A 20133-nucleotide genomic window follows, 5' to 3' on the forward strand; every position below is an offset into this window, starting at 1 on the left:
GTATTATGAATACGTATTTCTTAATAGTGATGAGTTATAAGAAAAGATTATTACAATTTAAAGGTAATAATAGAACCAAAGGTTATTATATAATAATACTATTACTTTTTATATTTGATAATATTATTGCACATGCTAATTCAACAGTGATATCTTCATGTGATAAAATACCTTTAGGTTATAACGATAGGATCTTTCAAATTAAGGTTAACTATCCAACTAAAATTCATAATACAGAAAAACCATGGCAACACATATCATTTAAAGAGGAGCCATCAAAATATGGCTATACAGTGTTAAAATATATATATAATGGCAATATTAACTGTGATTTTGATTTGCACTGTAATAAGATTGCTAATTGGTATCATGCACCATGGATGCATTATGGGGTTACTGGTAGAGAATTTGTACACGGTTTAACCAGAGAGAGATCATTTAAACCCGGTGAGTTACATAGTAAGCAAAAATCTATAATACAAAATTGGGCAATCTCTATTATTAATGAACAAGGAGCTTACACATATGGACAGGTATGGCGAGATATCAACAAACCCGATATTACCAAAGGTATATTCCTAGATGGTACAGTTAGTGCAAAATTAGTATTTACAGAGGCCACACCAGAAGATATCCCAACTCTTAAAAACAGTATTACCTGGACTGGTTATATTAATCAGAATAACAAAGGTACGCCAAAAGTATTTAAACAACTGAGATTATTTCAAATTGACTTTTTAGTTAAAGATAGGCGTTCAAAGGAAACAGGATGGGTTGCAGGTACATTTATTTATGATAATACTATGAATAATGAAAACCCATGGTTTAATATGAAATTAGTAGGTATTACGTGGGGTAATGATCCTAATTATTTTACATCAAGTTACGAGAATAGAAAAAAACTATCAGAGTGTTGGATCAATCCTAATGTATCTACAAACTCTTTAGGATATTTAGGTAGACTTAATGGCCCCATAGATAATAAAAACTCTTCATGCCTATCATGCCATAGTACAGCACAATATCCTGAAAAATCTCCATCAGTACCACCAGCAAATGCAACAGAAGCAGAAATAAAATATTGGTTTAGAAATCTAAACGAACAATCATTTAATAATGGAACGTTTAATTTTGATTATTCTAAGCAAATAAGCCATAGTGTTAAAAACTATTATAGTGCTCAAAAAGAAAACGATCCTATTGGATGTAATACTTTTTAATCAACTACTACCGGCTGAGGGCCGGTAGGTTGGTTAAGTTATGAGATTCATGTAAGATATAATGGACTAATGGTATGGCCCTCCTGATATAGAGGATGAAAAGCAGTTGCTAATCTTCTAGGGTTAATATTTAATATATTAAAACAACAATCAAGGAGGTCCATATGGAGGTTACTACAATTGGTATAGATATTGCAAAAAGAATTTTTCAAATTCATGGTGTAGATAAAAATGGCAAGACAGTATTAAAGAAAAAATTGATGAGAGATCAGGTTTTGACATTTATGGCTAATTTACCAAAATGTTTAGTAGGGATGGAAGCTTGCGGTGGGTCTAGTTATTGGGCAAGAGAAATAACTAAATTAGGGCATTAAGTAAAACTAATGGCACCACAATTTGTCAAACCATATGTTAAAACTAATAAAAATGATCAAGCAGATGCTGAAGCGATATGTGAAGCCGTGACAAGACCTAATATGAGATTTGTTGCAATTAAAACTATAGAGCAACAAGAAATTTTATCAATACATATGGTAAGAGAGAGATTGGTAAAAAATCGTACAGCACTTGCTAATGAAATTAGGGGGCTACTACATGAGTTTGGTTTTATTGTCCCTCAAGGCATCAATAAGGTTATCACAAAATTAATTGAGATTTTAGATGAAGGAAAATTAAGCCAGTTAAGTTATCAAACATTTAGTGAACTAAAAGAAGAATTCTTAGATAATGACAGAAAAATAAAAGAGATAGAAAAACGATTAACAATGATAGCAAGTAACCTAACTCAATATCAACGATTAAGAGCTATACCTGGTCTTGGTTTAATTACTGCTACTGCTTTAATAGCATCAATAGGTAATGCTACAAGTTTTGAGAATGGCAGGCAATTATCGGCATGGCTAGGATTAGTGCCAAGACAACATTCAAGTGGTGGGAAGGATAAGCTGCTGGGAATTAGCAAGCGAGGTGATGTATACTTACGCACTTTATTAATTCAAGGGGCTAGAGCTGTACTAAATGCCAAGATAAGATTTACATCGGAAGAACAGAAATCTAAAAAAGATTTTAGCAAATTTACGAAATGGATGTTTAATTTATCTGAGCGAAGTAGCCATAATAAAACAACAGTTGCCATAGCTAATAAGTTGGCAAGAGTGGTGTTTGCTGTACTCAGATCAGGAGATGATTATGTAGAGAGTAAAGTTTGTAGCTAAAGAGTGTGTAGCACAGCACTTATAAGTAAAATAAATGGTGATTTATATAATGAATAGGTAAAAGCAAAACAATATGTAAGAGATTCCAACCCGAAATATGCTTGAGATAATTAATATTGATGGTAAATAAGACAAACCTTAGCTTACAAAAAAACTGCGTTTTTCAGTGGCTCTTTTAGAAGCCGATGGACTGATAAGTATATAGTTTGTAAGCCAGCGAATTCCATCAGATACCGTCTTGGGTGTCAATAACTTTTTTCAAATTTTTCATATAAATCTTATCTAATTTTCTAATTAACGCGAGTTTCGAATTAATATAGCATAGGATTTAGCATATCAAGAGAGATGTAATAGAAGGTTTATTATCAGACATTTGATAATTTATCAGTGCTGCAAGCATATGCACAAAGGCATTTGTAACTGATCTATGCCTTGAATGTTCAAACTTCCCCAATAGTTTAATTTTACTAAACACAGATTCTATTAATGCTCTTTTAAGCAATAATAGGTTCTGTCAGATTCTTTGTGTAAGTACAATTTCTCCATTTGCCCAATTTTGTAAATTAGTATCACAAAGAATTGCAAATTGATTTAAAGCCATCGCCCAATTCTTAATAGGCATTGTCCATTTTTTAGAGGCATTTGTCAATGCCAAAAAGATTATTTTCTGAATCGATTTATCATCTGGAAATACTCCCTTATTTTTAATAATTTTACGAATTTGACGGTTAGTGGATTCAATAGCATTAGTAGTGTAAATCGCCTTTCTAATGTCTTCTGGAAAGCTAAAAAATGGAGCTATGCCAGACCAATTTCGTTGCCATATATCAAAAATAACTGGATATTTGTCATCCCATTTTTTGGCAAAGTTTTGTAATTCTCTTAATCCCTCGGCTTCATTTATTGCAGAATAAACTGCCTTTAAATCAGCTGTTACCGATTTTAAATCTTTGTATGATACGTATTTTACAGAATTTCTTACCATATGAACAATACACAACTGCACTATGGTTTTTGGAAAAATGCTATTTATCGCCTCCGGAAAACCCTTAAGACCATCAACACATGCAACATATATTTGTTCTACACCACGATTCTTCAGTTCTGTTACTACCTGCATCCAAAACTTAGAACCTTCATTCTTGCCTATCCAAATACCTAATAGCTCTTTCTTGCCTTCCATATTAACTCCTATAGCCAGATATACTGCTTTATTTATTATTACATGATTATCCCTGGATTTAACATGAATACAATCTAAGTACACTATAGGATATATACTATCAAGTGCTCTATTCTGCCAAACAGTAACTTCCTCTAAAATGCCATCAGTTATCTTTGATATTAACTCAGATGATACCTTGGTGGCATATAGTTCTTCTAAGTGCCATTGTATTTCTCGAATAGTCATTCCCCTAGCATATAACGATATTACTTTATCATCAAATCCTTCAAATTTTCGTACTCCTTTTGGAATTAGTTGAGGTTCAAATTCTCCTTCCCGATCCCTTGGCACTTCTACTGTCAATTTACGACCTTCTGGATCTATTAAAGTCTTTTCATAATTGCCATTACGTCTATTATCTGAATCCTTGGTATTCTTAGAATGCTTCTCATAACCTATATGAGCTTCCATTTCTTTCTCTAGAATCTTATTTACTATCTGCTTTTTAAATTCCTGAAATATCCCTTCCTTCCCAAATATCTCAGTTGGATCACTTTGTGATAGTATTTCTGATACTACTTTTTCTATAGTCGGATTTGATACTTTGCTCTTATTTTTCATATTAGCCTCATGTAAGTTGTTTTAATTAATTTTATTCTTAACTGTTTTTACAACTTACACAAACTTTCTGACACCCTCCAATAATATTTTATCCAACATAGACATAAGTTTATTTTTCATATTTTTCTTTACCCTAGTGACCATAAAAATTCCTTGCTCTAAAAGTTGTTGAAATAATTGTTGTGAAATATAACCACGATCTCCGAATACTTTACCAAAAAGATTTTTGATCATCAGTTCCAGCTGTTTTCTATCATCCTTATTGCTAGGGCTAAAAGATGCTTTAACTATACCACCGACCCTATTAATTATTAGATGTAGTTTAAGTTCATAGAACCAACCTTTTGTTGTCTTACTGCGTGCTGCTATGCCGGCGAACACTTTATTCATTGAAATACGATATCTCTTACATACCTCTATACTACTTGAATCTACAAAAGAAAAGCCGTCACACTGATCCAAAATAGAATTGAATATTAGTACTAATAGTGGTAAATGTGGACCTATTATTTTCATAAATTGACTATAGCTTACTAATTGAAAATCTCTTTGATGATGAATCCATATTTGCTTCAGATAATAATTCTTAAAACAATCATAAGATGACTGCCAGTAGCCTATTATAATTGTTATTACCTCACTTCTGTTAAGTCGACTTTTAGGACCAGATTTGTTGTTATGGTTAGTAATTGAATTTGTATGCTTTTCTAATTCTTGAAAAAAATCATCGACGTAACAAAATATTTCTGTAAAATCCATTATCATAGGTTATTGCTCTTAAAGTTTTTTCAATAACCTATAAACTTTTTTCTAATACTATTAAATACCATATTTTAATTAGCAATTTGTATTTTGTACTCACTTTATAACAAAAACAGTATTATCAATATCCCCGTAACCCACTGTTTATCAGCTATACAGCGACTTTTTGAATACGAAACTCGCGTTAATTAAATATTTGCATTAAAAAGAGTTTTAGTTTTAAGTACTCCGTAAATAATGTGTAGCAGCTTACGCATCACAGCTATCACTATCACCATTTTGGGTTTTCCTGTATCAGCCAAACGTTGGCTGAAATCTTTAATAATCGGATTAAATCTGATAGAAACTACAGCTGGCATATAAAAAGCTTTACGTAAATCTGCATCTCCTGTTTTTGATATTCTACCAACTCCACGTACAGAAGAGCCAGATTGTTTTGGCTTTGGATTAAGACCAACAAAAGCAGCTACTTGTTTTGCAGAATCAAAATTTTCTACACTTAGAAAAGCAAGTACTACAGCTATTGTTTTTTCTCCTATTCCAGGAATTGAAGCAAGTAGCTGTCTTTTATCATTTAAGTCCTCATGTTGCGTAATATGGTCAGCAATCAGTTTTTCTACCTCTTTGATACGTTCGTTTATAAAATCAATGTGAAATTGTATGTCTGCAGCTATTTCTGGATCTATGTCTCCAAGCCTGTTGCTCTCTTGTAGTTTGTTGGTAATTAGAGTATCTAAACGATTTACCCATTGCTGCAATTTTTGTATATGTATTGGTTTTTGTTGCCAAAGATCAGGTTGCATTGCCTGGCAAAATTGAGCGATTAACTGACAGTCAGCCTTATCAGTTTTAACACGAGAGAGTTGACTCATGGAAAAGCCTTTTATCCTTGCTGGATTTACTACACTAACTTTGAAATTATTATCATAAAGATATTGAGCTAATTTTGTTCCATAGCAACCAGTGGCCTCCATACAAACATGAGCAGTAAGGGCTTCTTTGCCTTTTAACCATTCCTTTAAACTAGAAAATCCTTTTGAATTATTATCAAATTTTTTAGTTTTTACTTTACTATTAATAAGCAGTGCTACATCAAATGTTCTTTTAGAAATATCTACGCCTAAAATTACGCTATTCATAAGTGACCTTTTGTGTTAATAATTAGTAGAATACTCACAGATCAACCTTGTACATACAGGCTCACTGATAATCTTCAAGGCCTAAGATACCGTCCGATCTTTTGTGAGTATGTGAAGGCTGGTTACTTATCTGATGGGCAGGATCATAGTCCTAAGGGCTACAACAGTATACCAACCTTCTACTTGGGTACCCCCAAGTATCCTCCAGTTATTCACTAAAGACAATATCAAGATACAAGGGCTATAGGATAAATTTAAAGTAATTTATCAATTATAAGTCGGATACATGGCTGCATTTGCTTTTTTACTATTAAGTGTTATTTTTTTCTTGCATTATTGGGGAGGTCCATACATGGCAAAAATGTTTTTGATAACCAAATGCCTTAATCTTTGCTCATTTCACTAAAGAAATAGGGAAAAATTTAGTAATCTGTTTGCTAATAAGATGCTAAAATTATAATTGCAAAATTTGTGTTGATAAAATCTTTATTGTATTTATTGCTTTTTGGAATAATTCTAAATTTACTTAACGTAGCATTAAATTCAGAATATTTATAAAGATTAATGGTGTTAGGGTGTTTATATAATTAATAGTGAAGATTCTTAATTTACTAACTATGAAATTAATGATAATACTAAATAAGTATAGTATAGTAATTGAGTAGGTTTTAAAAACTACAGAAAAAATAAATAAAAAAAGTCATTGTGTTAAAGTTTAAGAATAACTAAAGTAATAATAGAGGCTTTTGTATTTACTGTAAGCTAATACAAAAATCCATAAGATGTCATGTAGTTTTATGATCAAAAAAATGAATAGGAGAAAATTTTATGCGTTCTGATCAAGTTAAAGAAGGGTTAGTGGCTTCTGTTAATCCAAATGATCCTTATAAAGGGTCTAAACAGCTACAAATAGAGCATTGGTGTCATTTATATGGTGCTCCTTTACTGAAGACAAGTTTTCCAGATGAGTTAGATTTTATTGCCCAAGTAATTAATGATGATGCTTGTTGGGAAAAAGTAGATAGTTTAGAACAAGTAAAACTCAATAGAAATGAAGTAGGTAGGAGATTACTTGCAGAAAAGACTCCAGATGGTAAAGAAAACCCTTTTGATAATTTTCAAAAATATAGGGTAGCCTGCTGGTGCTGTTTTGAAGATGATATTCGCAAGTTATTTGATGAGGCTCAATCTGATCGTGCTTGGCCGGCATCTATAGAATCTATACTAGATAGTACATATTCACGTGCGGGAGGGTTAGTATCCTTTTGGTCACATTTTATTACTGGTTATACAGACAAGTTTAAAAATAAGTTAAAACTTGCAGGAGATAATTTAGATATGCATGGTTATGAATGTGCAATGATGGGAAAACATGTACAAGCATTAGAGTTTTTTTGGAATAAATTACAACCGATATTATCTGCAGAGAAAAAAGAAGAGCTATTAATAAACACAGCTATTTACTATGAGCTATTTAGTGGCAGAGCTAATGTAGATATGATTGATTTTTGTCTGCATCGTCTTGATGTCGGTAAATATCCTGAGTTGTTAAAAAGAGACATTGAAAAGAATGGTCATCATTTTATTTTTACAGAACTTGTAGGTGATTATTATTTTGACCGTGCTCAAAAATTATTTACATATTTAAAACCAGAAGATTTACCCAATGATCAATATAGTACATTAGTATCCATATCATTAACCGAAATCTCTTCAGCACCTGATAGTAGTTTTGTAAAAGCTGGCTATGATATGCTGAGTGTTATGTGGAATATGCCAGGATTTGAAGAGCATAAACAAAAGTTTTTACATGAACTAAGTTATAGTTTTGTTGCTGCAGGTAGTATAGTAAAACTCATTACAGCAGATAAATACTCAGAGATATTATCAGAAATAGTTGGCTCTCTTAACTTAGAACAAGTACAAAATCTTAAAAAACACCAATGGATTTATGATGCTTTTGTAAAAAATAATCTATTTAATAGTAGTCTTAATATAGTGAATTCTGAGCAACAAGAAGCTGCTTCATTAGAAGGTGTAGGAGATGTTGCGGTATTAGGGGCTAACTCTACTAGCATATCTACATTATTAGATGAGCATGGAGCAGGAGAATAGGTGAGTTAATATAGTAAAAGGAATTTTTAGTTAATCAACAAAGAAGTTTATGTAATAAGTATTTATGAGGTTTATTATGCCTAATATAAATCCTTTAAAGAAAAAACCACAAGAATTTGAGTTAATAGAACTACTTTTTCCAGATATTGCTAAAAGTAGTATACCTCAAAATCCACCACTTGATTATTCTTTTCAAGCAAGATTCCAGTCATTTATAAATCAGATTCCTTCTTACTTACATTCTAGTATAAAAGAAGGTTTTTTCCCTCATTTTTTCTTAGGAAGTTTTTCTACATTATTAGATACTAGACTTGGTGTACAAAAAATTGGAATAACAAGTCTTTATTTCCGTTTTGATAGTGCAAAAACTTTAAAGGTAGTGGTAGAAATAGAAAAAAAAGTAAATGTTTTTATCTTTACTGAAGAAGGCAACAAAAAATATACATCTGAACAATTACGTACACGGAAACTTGAATTTACTACAGATGAATTAGACGAGATAAATAATTTAAGAGCAAACAATAAACAAAGTAAACTAAAAGAAAAAGACATTAAAATTCAATTAATAAAGATTAACAAATCTACAGGAGAAAACAAAATCACAGTTGAAATAGATAATAATATACCAATAAAACATGATGCAGGCCCTGCTCCTGTTAAGTTTCCATTTCAAAAAATAACTAAGCAAAGAGCAGGAGACGATTATCTAGAAAATGATATAGCTAAGCTTGCTAGTTCAGATGCAAAACAAGTAAGAAATATCTTTGAAAAAATCTTAACCCACATTAAAGATACCCACACTGCTTTAAATTTGTCAAAAGATGTTTATGGGAGTCAAGCACGTGAAGCTGATCATCATGGGTTTGTAGCTGGTGTATTTGATAATTTTAGGTATCGCGAAAATACCCGTATCTATTTAGAACAATTTGCAGGTAGAGGATATGCCGATATTATTTTGTTAGTTCGTGGTCCTGATCGAGCAACAAATTCTATTCCTATCATTATTGAACTTAAGGCAGGAATTACAGGACAAATAGGATATAGTGATGCTCTTAAACAAGCAAAAGATTACACTAAGGGATTCCAACCTAATACTATGAGGATTCTAACTATTCCAGATAATATTCTTTGTGTTGGTATGAACTTGGATAGTACAGCCTCATCATTTATGCAAATGGAATTTGTAAAACGTGATATAGAAATAACTCCTTTAGTACAGGGAATACTAGATTCTACACGAAAATGGGAAATTAGGAACCAACTTACTCGAGAAAAAGATAAGAGCATTTTTCAAGATATAATCAAAAAGTACTTAGAAAATACTTATCATACATTTCCAGGTACAGGAGAGAAAAGTGAGCATCATTACTTTAGTAGGTTTTTACTTGGACAATCGATATTATTAGAAGACGATAAATATACAAAACATGTTTTTATCTATAATAAGGATGATATTGTAGCAACTGAAGAACTAAAAGTGTTGGATTCTCAGGCAACAAGAGTACAACCTGGACGTATAGCAAAAGATAAGACTAAAGATAGTCAAACTGATCTCAAAATAGATAAGAGTCATGCTATTACAACAGTGTTGTTTATACCATCTAGTCAAAAAGACTCTGTTATTTTATTAAATATTATAGAAACTAATAGAGATGTGCAGCTAAAAAAGATTCCATTAAATCAAGCATTGATAGGTGATAGGAAAATTATTCAACTGGATTTACATTTTAGAATAGATCAAAAACAATTTGAAGAATATTGTAATATAAAAATAATTGATCTTTATCCTTCTCTGAAATCATATAATGATGCTTATAATGAAGAATCTAAGGGAGATTTCACAAAAATTACTTACCCTGATAAGCTAAAAGAAAAGTTTGATGATGCTCTAAATTCTCAGTTACAGGCTGATATTTTACCAGATAAATATAATAATTTATTAAAGGAAATTGGGGAAGGGATTAATCCTATTAAATCATTAATTAGTAAAGAAGCACATTTTCAAGCAATATTACATGGAGCATTTAGTCATTATAGTGATGTAAAATTAGCAGAAGAAGAAAAAATCAGAGAGTTAGTACTAACAGAATTTCAAACAGGGGCCGGTGGTAGAATAGACATGTTAATTCAGGGTATTGGAGCTTCTATTCAAGGTACTAAAGAATATACGCCTGTAGGACTAGAATTAAAATATGATGACTCAATTAAACTAACTCAAACACAGGAAAATAATCTATTAAAAATAACAGATATAGCAGAAAAAATACAAAAAGAACAAGAATTTCTAAATGATAAAGGAAAAAAAGTAGTAAAAAACTTAGTTGACGAACAAGTCAACAGATACTCCCAAGGAGCAGCTTTAAAGGCGATAACAGATAGTGATAAAATAGTTATAATGGGAGCTGTGTTTAATGCTCAAGCTAGGAATGCTGATTCTTTGTTATTAACAAGTGATTCATTTACTTCTGCTATAGTAGTGCATAGTTCTACTACTGTTGTTGATCCTAATGTAGTAGCTGGGCTGTCAAAACTATGTTTAGGTGCTGGAAGAACAAAAAGGAGTATTAATGATTGTTTGTATTCATGGGATGATGTAGATAATTTTAATGTAAACAAAAAAGCACCAAGAGATTTAGATCAGATTATGATTGATAGTAAGAAATTTCTGGAGTATACCAAGAGTATTCAAGATAATAATAAAAATTCTCAACTATTAGAATTAGCTAAAGAAAGAATTGCAGCAGGTGATAACAATATTAATATTATTGGTGAGTACAAGTATTTATTGAATGATGTTATTCAAGATGGAGGATATAATAGTTATATTCAAAATAAGTGCATTAAAGATTTATCACATGATTTTTCAAAGAGTGATGCTCCAAAAATCAATCCTAAATTAAAGCAAGGGCTATTAAATGCTGCAGGTAAAATTCAATTAATAAGAGGAATACATAGTGTTATTACTACTTGTCAAGATGGAAGTGAAGGATATTGTGCATTAAGTGTAAGCGGGCTTGGTTATTCTTTTCTATCACAACCAATTGAGAATATAATAGTAAAGATTACGCCTAAAATTGTCAATACAGCTGCAAATACTGCTGGCAAGTTTGTACCACGTGTTTTAGGTTATAATACAAAGTTCGTTATCCAAATAGGAGGAATGAAATATGGTGCAAAAATAGCAAAAGGTACAGCAGGAGCATTAGCAGGAGTATTTGATATTATTGATATAGCAATATCATCCAATACTTTAGTACAATGTGCTAATAAAAAAGGCAGTAATGATCCGTGTAGTGATAAAGACATGAGAGATAACATAGCATCTATAACTTTTTCTAGTGTTTCTTTTGTTTCTGGTATTGGATTAACTGTTGCGGGTGCTGTAGGTACTGTACCGTTAGCTGCTGCTGGACCATTAGCTATAGGAGTTGGTTTTGGATTAATGGTAGGTTATGGCATATATAGTGGCGTTAGTAATATTATAGAATATGAAGAAAAGTATGATACTACACATTCGGAGAATTGGAGTATCTTTTGGCGTACTATATTATTGCAAGATATGGCACAAGATATAAAAAATTTGCAATTTAGAACAGAAGCAGTCAACAATATAGTTCAAAATGCTTGGAAAACTTTAGCAGCTAGTCCTAATGATGTGGTTGCTTATGCTATAGGATTAGGAAAGATAGAATATCAACCTAAAAACTGCAGGAATAAAATAACATGTTATCCATTTACAGACTTATGCGATACAACAGTTTCCTGTGATTATATACCTATTATTAGTGGTAGTTCTGCAACTATTCATATGCATGAGAAAAACGCTAATACAAAACATCTTTCGCGTGTCTTACCTCACTCTATACAGAATTCTACAATGATTTGTTTACCAGAAATTACTGATGCAGATTATGAGAAAGGTATTACAAAATCAGTTCCGACAGCTGTACATTATTGTGATAATGCGGTAGTTATGATTCATAATCAGAGGGAATCATCAAAAAATAATGATCAATGGATTATCTATGATCTAAGATATATAAATACAGGCACAATAATTGGAAGTAATAAATTACACAATGTTTTTTTGCTTTCTGAGGGGAATACAAAAATACTTGGCGGAAATGATACAACTAGCCAGTTTATTTTTACAAGTGATAAATTTTTAGGTTCGATTTCTTTGGGTAGCAATTCTACTAATATACTTAGCACAAAACAACTAATAAATGAGGTTATGGATTTTAAGATTACTAATAGTTACTTATCGAATACAGGATTCTCACAAGTAATATTAAATGGTCGTAGTTTTGCAGTACACTATTTTAGATATGATGATGCTAGACTTCACTATATTGGAAGAAAAAATAAAGTAGATAATATTGTTTGTGAACCATTTCATCTTACAAACATTCATTATTCAGGAGAATATCATATACCTGCTCCTCATATTTTTATAGATAGTGGTGGAGGTTATAGTCATGGCAAAGAAGATTTAATCACTGGTTGTAATAAAGTAAATATTTATCCATATACTAAGGTTGCAGGTTATTATAGTACTTATACCTTTTTTGTCAAGACTCAGGGATATGAAAACCAGGTTTCAAGTTCAACAATTAATGTACATGGAAACGGTACTATCATTTTTTCCAAAATTAGTTTGTTAAAAGATTGTGATCAAATAACTTATTCTCCAATAAATAATACCATATCCTTCAGGATACCGTTGAGTCAAAATGGTACATTCACTCTTGACGTTAAAAACTATCTTGATAGGAACAACAATACTAACTTTGTATTGATAGATAAGCATGGTAGTAATATTGTTCCTAAGCTAGATAGTAATTCTACTATTGTTAGTAAATTTGAACTGCATGCAGGACACTCTCTTGATAATTTAAGCATTGCTAAAGATTACTATAGAAACATTTCATATACAGAAAAAGATTATAAAATTTTCGGTGTTATTAGTAGTGCATTAGAAAATGATCATAAAGTATCCTATAAGATGGTTATTGGTTCTTCTGGAGTTGATGTTATTAATCTTGATAAACAAACTGTATTTGCTGAAGGTGGAGAAGGACAGGATGTGTATATAGCCAGTAATGCACCAGGTGAAACTGCAGTAAATATTGATAATAGATCAGAAGATAAAAAACTCGATATTTTAAGTGTACAATCTATTGATGATGTTTCATTAGAACAAAAAGATGATAATTTAAGTTTATTAATTGAGAAAAAAGTTAATCATACTACTACTGAAAGAGATAATATTATAATAGAGAATTACTTTTTAGGTAATGAGTATAAACATTTAATATTAGTGGATCAAAGTAAAAATTCTTTTATACCTTTTGATGAGGATGTTAGATTGGTACCTTTTTATCATGCTAGCAGTAATAGAAATGTATTTATACTGCCAGTCAGTATTAAGCAAGTTGTAGTGGATAGTAATTTAGAAAATATAGAATTCTGCAGAAATAATAATGATCTATTATTATTAGAAAAAGACATAGGTGAAAATCCTAATCCTTTGGTTGTAATACTTAAAGATTTTTATTCTGATACTCTTAAATGGCAAGATTTTAAACTATATTCATATAGCAATGGTAGTATAAATTATAAATATAGTACTAATTTATTACAAGAATACCCTAAAGCTTTAGATTATAAAAAATATAATTATGAAAAAATTGTAAAAGAATATGTTGTAGATTTTGGTAAATCCCTTGAAATTAATCATAATCAGAAATTAGTAAATAACACCTTAATTTCTATAGAATCAGATGCACAACGTATAGGGGTGATGTTATTAAAAAATGTGCTACCTGAACAAATTAAAGTTCATATTATAGATCAAGATTTAATATTTACTGATAAAAATTCTAATAATTTTATTAAAATAAAAAATTGGTGTATTAATGAAAATTATAGAATATCTACACTAGAATTTGATTTAGGTTTAGATCCAATAAAAATTCAAAGGTTAGATAAAAACAACTGTTCTACCTCGTATTTAGAGAATAACATTTCTAACGCTTCGCAATTATATAAATTAAATAAAGAACTAGAATCTGTGATAGATTATGATATAGAACATGTTTTAAGATGTGTAATGTCAATTAATAGCTTCGATATCACCGAAGCTTACGCGATCCTAGGCTTTACTTCAGTGCAAGATGAGATTAATTTTATTGAAGATTGTGATTTTAAAGAATTTACTAGATTAAAAAGTCATATTAATAATAGTTTATTGTCTAAATATCAAGATAAATTATTATATAACGTACAATTACAAAACTATTCTTTAGATAAGACAACACAATATAGTAATATAATAAATCAGCAACTTTTTCCTGATAACGTTGTTAATAGAATAATGAAAACAATCAATCATGTTCAGAATCCAGTCGAATATGTAAAAAATAGAGATGGTTATAACATTACGATTAATAAAGTTGAGGATAATACTATTATAGATTTACGTTCTTTATCAAAACAAATAAAAGAAAGTTTATATAAAGAATTACAATCTGAGATTGTGGAGTCTGGTAATGATATATTAATGAAATTATTCTATTATAAAGTATCTCCACTTACAAATGGAGAAATATATCTTTTTCCACCAGATAAAAACTATATAGCAACAATAAAATTAAAAGAAGCATTAAACCAAGATTGGTATAAGAGATTGGAAATATATTTAAATGATATAGCTATAAGGATCAGTTATAATAGCGAAGGACTATTTTTTGTTCAAGTGCCTTTGATTATGAATGCTAATAAGAATGTTATTATTATTACAGAAAAGGAGATAGAATGGAAAATGCAGTGGACCATGCTACAGACTGCTCAAAATAGCATTATAGATTATGTATCTAATTTTAGCACAGAAAACAGTGTAATATATGATCGTTATCGTCGTGAGATTGCTGAGGGAAACGAAACAGAAAATATCAGTGATCATGTAATAAGTAATGCCGCTAGTAGTATGTTATCACCAATAAATAATATGATTAATTGGCTAAAAAGTAAAAGCACTGGGATATTATTAAGCGTGCTAAATCCAATTAATAAAATAAACTGGTTTACTGCAAAAAATATTAAGACTGCATCTATAGATGCAGAACAGACAGCTGATAGTAGTACAAATAGTACCACTAAGAATTCAGCATCAATTAATGTAGTAGATTATTCACAATTTAATCTTAATGATAGTTTAACATTAGCTGATTTAATAATAAGAAAAATTACAAAAGTAAAACCTTATATTACAAAAGAAGAACCGCTTAATTTATTAGAAGTACAAGCTCATGTCCTTAATATTATAGCAGGATTTGAGGAAATATTAGAGGAATATGCCCAAGAAAAAGATATCTTAATGGCAGAATTAGAATTTGACCCTATAACTCTACAAACGCAATTAATCAGCGAAATAGTCAATGGTAATCATAGTAATATAGTGGAAATATTATCTAAATCTTTAGAAAAAACTCAGCTAGCTACTAAGGCTACTGAACTAAAAAACCACTTGCAAGATAAAATCACAGTAATGCTAAAAAAACAACAAGATATGTTGTTAGCAAATGAGCCATTAATTGACAATAGGCAAAATAATCAATTCAATAATCAATCAAAGATAGAAAACACAGATATAGTGTATAATATTGCCGAGATAGAAAATTATGCTAATGTAACTACTAACTGTCAGCCGGATGTTGGCTTGATTGGATAAGGGAAAAGCTTGGTAACTGATAGTCAAAAATTCAAGCAAAAATTGAAATCCTACTGTTACTTTTTAAGAGAAAGGATAAAGGGTTCATCAAGACCGGTGATGGCAGCAATTAAAGAAATATTACAATCCTCAGATAACATTTTTTTTGCTATTTCAACGGTTTTGCTATATTCTCCCTCAGCTTTTCCTTCAGTTTTTCCGATCTGGATTCCTTCTTCTTTAGCATGCTGCAGTTTATATTCTTCTACAGCCCTATTATCCCAGATACGCTTTAGCTCTTGTTCATAGCTTATTAACTCCTCTTCACTCCAATTAAATTGATCAAGTGCTTCATATGCTCTTCTTATAACTAGGTCTGTACCTATTATCTTTTGTAACTCTTCTTCTGTCGTCTCTTTTGCATGCTTGAAAAAATAACACCATTTCTCTGTTATATTATTTAGTTCTTCTACCTTATCTTTCTTAAATTTTGGTAATTCTATAAAGGTAAAAGAAAAATCCTTTAAATCATGCTCATAACTATTCTTATCTAATATTACATGACGTGATATATATTCTCTCTTCTGTGGAAATAATATGCATCCTGCTATTGCTATAAAGATGATTTCTTTGAGATTAGAATATTTCCCATCTTCTTCTCTCCCCCTATTAGTCTGTCGACAATATGCCTTTGCTGCATAATATTGGGCTCTTTTCTCAAAACCAATAGAAGGATCTACCTGCATTTCTATAATATACTGCACCCCGCTCTTATCTTTACATAAAACATCCACTATTGATTGTTTCTTAGATGCTATATCAGGATCTTGAATGGTATTTAAAAATTCTATCTCTGTTATTTGATTATTACCTTTAAACAATAACATATCATTTAAGAAATGTATTAAGATATCCTTATTTTTTTCAGAACCAAAAATCTTTTTAAACGCCACATCATTTTTTGGATCAAGAAATCTTGATAAAGCCATAAATTTTATACTCTCTTAACTTATCCTATGATACTATTTACTGTAACTACCCTATAATTATATAACAAAAATCTTTGATTAACAATAAGTTACTAACTATATTATTTTTATATGTAAAAGTATACTCCTTTTCAAAGAAGTTTTAAATAATGAGTATCCAAGGTGAAAAGAGGTTTCCACCTTGAATACAATTTTAATTTATCTATTATTAGAGGTGTATATTATCAACATTTTAATAGTTCTTGTGTAATAAGTTTATTTACAGAATTATCTGATAATCTTCACTGTTTTAATTATTTGCTAACATCCTGCTTGGTAAGATTTCATAATTGAAGATTACATTTAGGCAGTGTTTTTCTAATTGCCCCGCAATCTCAGGTATTTTTAAGTAAGCAGCTAATGCTAAAAATATTTGCAGAGTTTCAGATGTTGTTTGCCAGATCTTGTCAAGAGACTTCGCTCTAACCGTTTGTATATTATGTAATCTATCAAACAGCTTAATTAGTAATAAATCATCCTTCTTTTGTATATATAACATCTTAACCATTTCTACAGCACTAATCTTATGATCTTTTTTAATTCTAGTTAAATCTTCAACATAACTTGCTATCTTATCACTAAATGCTTCTGCTATCATTTCTTGAGTCAACTCTGTATCCTCAATCGCATCATGTAATATGGCAGTAACAATAAGATCAGTTTTAAATGAGTAATCAGAAATCATATATGCCACTTCTAAAGTATGAGTGTAAAATAATTCTCCAGTTTTGCGTTTTTGCCCACCATGATATTTTTTGGCATAGTAAATAGCCTTAGTAACTTGATTAAGATTTATCTTATTTGTTGCATATTTATTTAGTAGTAAAAGTTTTTTTAATAATCTTTTACTATAACAACAATTTAAAGACTCCTCATACTTACAATTAATTTGATTTTTAACCATATTTTGTCATGCTGTACTCATCTATTCAGTTTAGTTTAGTTAACTGAACTGTCAATAATATTTTTACTATAGTAGATTACTTTTATAGATATTGAAGTAAAGTCTTGTAAATTTTACTTTACAAGACTTTACTGTTTATTGATTGTTAATAAATAGATATAGGTAATTTTACTGGTATATTACATGTAACAGTTGTACTCTTACCTTCTTCGCTTTCGACGTTAATATCTCCACGCATTTCATGGATAAGTCTTTTAACAAAGGTAAGTCCTAATTTTAATCCTTTATACCCAGTTGCAGAATCAAATTCAATATTCTTACCTCTAATATATTGCTGTATTTCTTCAGACATGCCAATACCTGTATCATGGATGATAAGTTGTAGCACCATCTCCTTATTATCTTCTTCTATAGTAGTAGGAAATAGATTGATTGTCACAATAACTTTGCCTTCTTCAGTAAATTTAACTGCATTAGCTACTAATTATTCTAATATTGCCTTTATCCAGTAACTATCGCCAATAATAATCTTGGCTATATCGTACTGAAAATTACAAAAAAGATCTAAACCTTTATCCTTAGCTTCTGGTATAATTTTATTAACAGTATCATTTACTAATTGCTCTAGATCAAAAGCTTGTAGATCTATGGGAACTAATTTAGCATCTTTATGCAGCAAATTAACCAGATTATGAGCATAATCTAATAGTCCCTTAGCACAATCTATGACAATATTAGATAAGGAGTTCTTCTTGTTAGAATCTGTTTCTGCTCCATAAAGTGTCAGCAGCTGTAAGAGCATTTCATTACATGATATATCTAATTTATTACTAATATTTTTAATTAAATCTATCTTAAATATATTAGATTCTTTTAGTTCATGCTTTGCCTTTTGTAATTCTTGCTCTAATTCTTGATGCTTATCTGTAAAACTATATTCTGGGTCAGATGGCATTAATGTGACAGATATAGGAGATAATTGCAATATCCAAGCTTGCTGCACCATATTTTTAACTTTATTGTGATCTTGTTGTTGATTTGTGTTATTAATTATCATAGCATCTCCTTGCTGTTAAAGTTAAGAAAACAGCTCAGAGGTTAAAGTGTTAGAATGTTGAAGTCTTGAATTTAACCTCTGAACCAGAACTGCACCATGCAGCTCATGGTAAGGACAGATATCACCACAATTCTGCGAAGTACAGAGGATTTAAGAGCTTTTTTGACAGATTTTTATACAATTGGGCAAACAGCTGCATAAATGAGACAGACTTAAAATATAATATTTGTTAGCCCTATTCTTTATCAATTATACATAGATAAAAATAACACTAAGTGATGCTATAATAAATACTAAAATCCCTTTGAATATGCTGTTTTTCTCGCATTTAAGCCTATTTTCTGATATAATCTTTAGTAGAAAATAAAGATAAATAACAAATTATGTCAGTAAAGAACTTAGATAAACCGCAACCATTCTTACAATGGGTGGGTGGTAAAAGAAAAATTGCCGATCAATTAATTAAGTTTTTTCCATCAACACTGAATAACTACTATGAACCATTCCTTGGTGGTGGTGCTTTATTCTTTCAAGTTAGAGATAAATTTAAACATTGCTTCCTATCTGATATTAATCTAGAGCTAGTGACGTCCTATAATGCGGTTAAGAAGAATCCAGATAAGGTTAGTAAACTATTAGACTCCCATAAAGAAAAACACTCCAAAGAACATTATTATCAAGTTAGAAGTAATAATGACAGTAATGACCCAGCGAAGATTACTGCAAGATTTATCTATCTTAATAGATATTCATTTAAAGGTATTTACCGAATTAATATTGATGGCAAACCAGCTCAAACTTTCTCTGGTAGGAATTATAGTAAATCTGATCTTGCCTTTAGATTAAAACAGTGCAGTCAGCTTTTAGCTGGCACATCTATTTGTGCTATGGATTTTTCTTTCATTGAACCACAAAAAGGTGATTTTGTTTATTTTGATCCTCCTTATCATAAATCAGGTGAGAAATTTTATACCAGATTACCCTTTGATGAAAATGATCAAACGAGACTTAAAGATTTTGCTACAGAACTCAATGATAAAAATGTTAAAATAATGGTTTCTAATAGTAATACTCCCTTTATTAGAAACTTATACAAAAATTTTAATATTAGTATTATTAAGGTTAAATATTCCATGCCTGAACATAATAAAATATCTGATGAAGTAGTTATTACAAATTATCAATTACCACAATAAT

General features: G+C 30.3%; 11 protein-coding genes and 1 pseudogene. 5 read left to right on the top strand and 7 right to left on the bottom strand.

The features are described from left to right. The first annotated feature begins 5 nt into the window (after positions 1–5). The gene (locus AAGD54_RS00365) at positions 6–1220 is read left to right on the top strand and encodes a hypothetical protein (protein ID WP_341794719.1); all 1215 of its coding nucleotides are present in this window, start codon (positions 6–8) and stop codon (positions 1218–1220) included. Between the two features lie 164 nt (positions 1221–1384). After that, positions 1385–2434: pseudogene (locus AAGD54_RS00370) on the top strand (IS110 family transposase). A gap of 514 nt (positions 2435–2948) precedes the next feature. On the opposite strand, the gene AAGD54_RS00375 reads toward AAGD54_RS00370, so the two are convergent. The 3 genes from AAGD54_RS00375 to AAGD54_RS00385 all read right to left on the bottom strand — a co-directional run bounded on the left by AAGD54_RS00375 (position 2949) and on the right by AAGD54_RS00385 (position 6121). Continuing rightward, positions 2949–4220, bottom strand: coding sequence for an IS256 family transposase (locus AAGD54_RS00375; protein ID WP_341794247.1), 1272 nt, complete (start codon positions 4218–4220; stop codon positions 2949–2951). A 54-nt stretch (positions 4221–4274) separates the two neighbouring features. Beyond that, on the bottom strand, positions 4275–4979 hold the full coding sequence (locus AAGD54_RS00380; protein WP_341794248.1) for an IS982 family transposase: 705 nt from the start codon (positions 4977–4979) through the stop codon (positions 4275–4277). A 191-nt stretch (positions 4980–5170) separates the two neighbouring features. Further along, on the bottom strand, positions 5171–6121 hold the full coding sequence (locus AAGD54_RS00385; protein WP_012152859.1) for an IS110 family transposase: 951 nt from the start codon (positions 6119–6121) through the stop codon (positions 5171–5173). A gap of 828 nt (positions 6122–6949) precedes the next feature. Between AAGD54_RS00385 and AAGD54_RS00390 the strand changes: the two genes are divergently transcribed. Both AAGD54_RS00390 and AAGD54_RS00395 read left to right on the top strand, forming a co-directional pair. Further along, positions 6950–8236: a hypothetical protein gene (locus tag AAGD54_RS00390; protein ID WP_341794720.1), complete on the top strand. Its 1287-nt coding sequence runs from the start codon at positions 6950–6952 to the stop codon at positions 8234–8236. A 76-nt stretch (positions 8237–8312) separates the two neighbouring features. Next, positions 8313–15968, top strand: coding sequence for a hypothetical protein (locus AAGD54_RS00395; RefSeq protein WP_341794721.1), 7656 nt, complete (start codon positions 8313–8315; stop codon positions 15966–15968). 56 nt (positions 15969–16024) lie between these two features. Here AAGD54_RS00395 and AAGD54_RS00400 read toward each other — a convergent pair whose 3' ends face one another. The 4 genes from AAGD54_RS00400 to AAGD54_RS00415 form a co-directional block, all read right to left on the bottom strand. Beyond that, complete coding sequence (locus AAGD54_RS00400; protein ID WP_341793895.1) at positions 16025–16936, bottom strand: Rpn family recombination-promoting nuclease/putative transposase; 912 nt, start codon at positions 16934–16936, stop codon at positions 16025–16027. Positions 16937–17225: 289 nt separating this feature from the next. Continuing rightward, positions 17226–17879 carry an HD domain-containing protein gene (locus AAGD54_RS00405; RefSeq protein ID WP_341794722.1) on the bottom strand — a complete coding sequence of 218 codons (654 nt, stop codon included), beginning with the start codon at positions 17877–17879 and terminating at the stop codon, positions 17226–17228. Between the two features lie 145 nt (positions 17880–18024). After that, positions 18025–18318: a sensor histidine kinase gene (locus tag AAGD54_RS00410; RefSeq protein ID WP_341794723.1), complete on the bottom strand. Its 294-nt coding sequence runs from the start codon at positions 18316–18318 to the stop codon at positions 18025–18027. Positions 18319–18363: 45 nt separating this feature from the next. Then, positions 18364–18936 (bottom strand): hypothetical protein, encoded by a 573-nt coding sequence (locus tag AAGD54_RS00415; protein WP_341794724.1) that lies wholly within the window; start codon positions 18934–18936, stop codon positions 18364–18366. A gap of 383 nt (positions 18937–19319) precedes the next feature. Between AAGD54_RS00415 and AAGD54_RS00420 the strand changes: the two genes are divergently transcribed. Continuing rightward, the gene (locus AAGD54_RS00420) at positions 19320–20132 is read left to right on the top strand and encodes a Dam family site-specific DNA-(adenine-N6)-methyltransferase (RefSeq protein WP_341794725.1); all 813 of its coding nucleotides are present in this window, start codon (positions 19320–19322) and stop codon (positions 20130–20132) included. Position 20133: the final 1 nt, after the last annotated feature.

It is taken from the genome of Rickettsia endosymbiont of Rhinocyllus conicus, from assembly GCF_964026465.1.
GTDB lineage: Bacteria > Pseudomonadota > Alphaproteobacteria > Rickettsiales > Rickettsiaceae > Rickettsia.

Bases quoted from the DNA above. Each gene is read 5' to 3' on its own strand.
- AAGD54_RS00365 (WP_341794719.1), top strand. From the start codon at position 6: ATGAATACGTATTTCTTAATAGTGATGAGTTATAAGAAAAGATTATTA.
- AAGD54_RS00390 (WP_341794720.1), top strand. From the start codon at position 6,950: ATGCGTTCTGATCAAGTTAAAGAAGGGTTAGTGGCTTCTGTTAATCCA.
- AAGD54_RS00405 (WP_341794722.1), bottom strand. From the start codon at position 17,879: ATGGTTAAAAATCAAATTAATTGTAAGTATGAGGAGTCTTTAAATTGT.
- AAGD54_RS00400 (WP_341793895.1), bottom strand. From the start codon at position 16,936: ATGGCTTTATCAAGATTTCTTGATCCAAAAAATGATGTGGCGTTTAAA.
- AAGD54_RS00395 (WP_341794721.1), top strand. From the start codon at position 8,313: ATGCCTAATATAAATCCTTTAAAGAAAAAACCACAAGAATTTGAGTTA.
- AAGD54_RS00380 (WP_341794248.1), bottom strand. From the start codon at position 4,979: ATGGATTTTACAGAAATATTTTGTTACGTCGATGATTTTTTTCAAGAA.
- AAGD54_RS00385 (WP_012152859.1), bottom strand. From the start codon at position 6,121: ATGAATAGCGTAATTTTAGGCGTAGATATTTCTAAAAGAACATTTGAT.
- AAGD54_RS00420 (WP_341794725.1), top strand. From the start codon at position 19,320: ATGTCAGTAAAGAACTTAGATAAACCGCAACCATTCTTACAATGGGTG.
- AAGD54_RS00415 (WP_341794724.1), bottom strand. From the start codon at position 18,936: ATGATAATTAATAACACAAATCAACAACAAGATCACAATAAAGTTAAA.
- AAGD54_RS00375 (WP_341794247.1), bottom strand. From the start codon at position 4,220: ATGAAAAATAAGAGCAAAGTATCAAATCCGACTATAGAAAAAGTAGTA.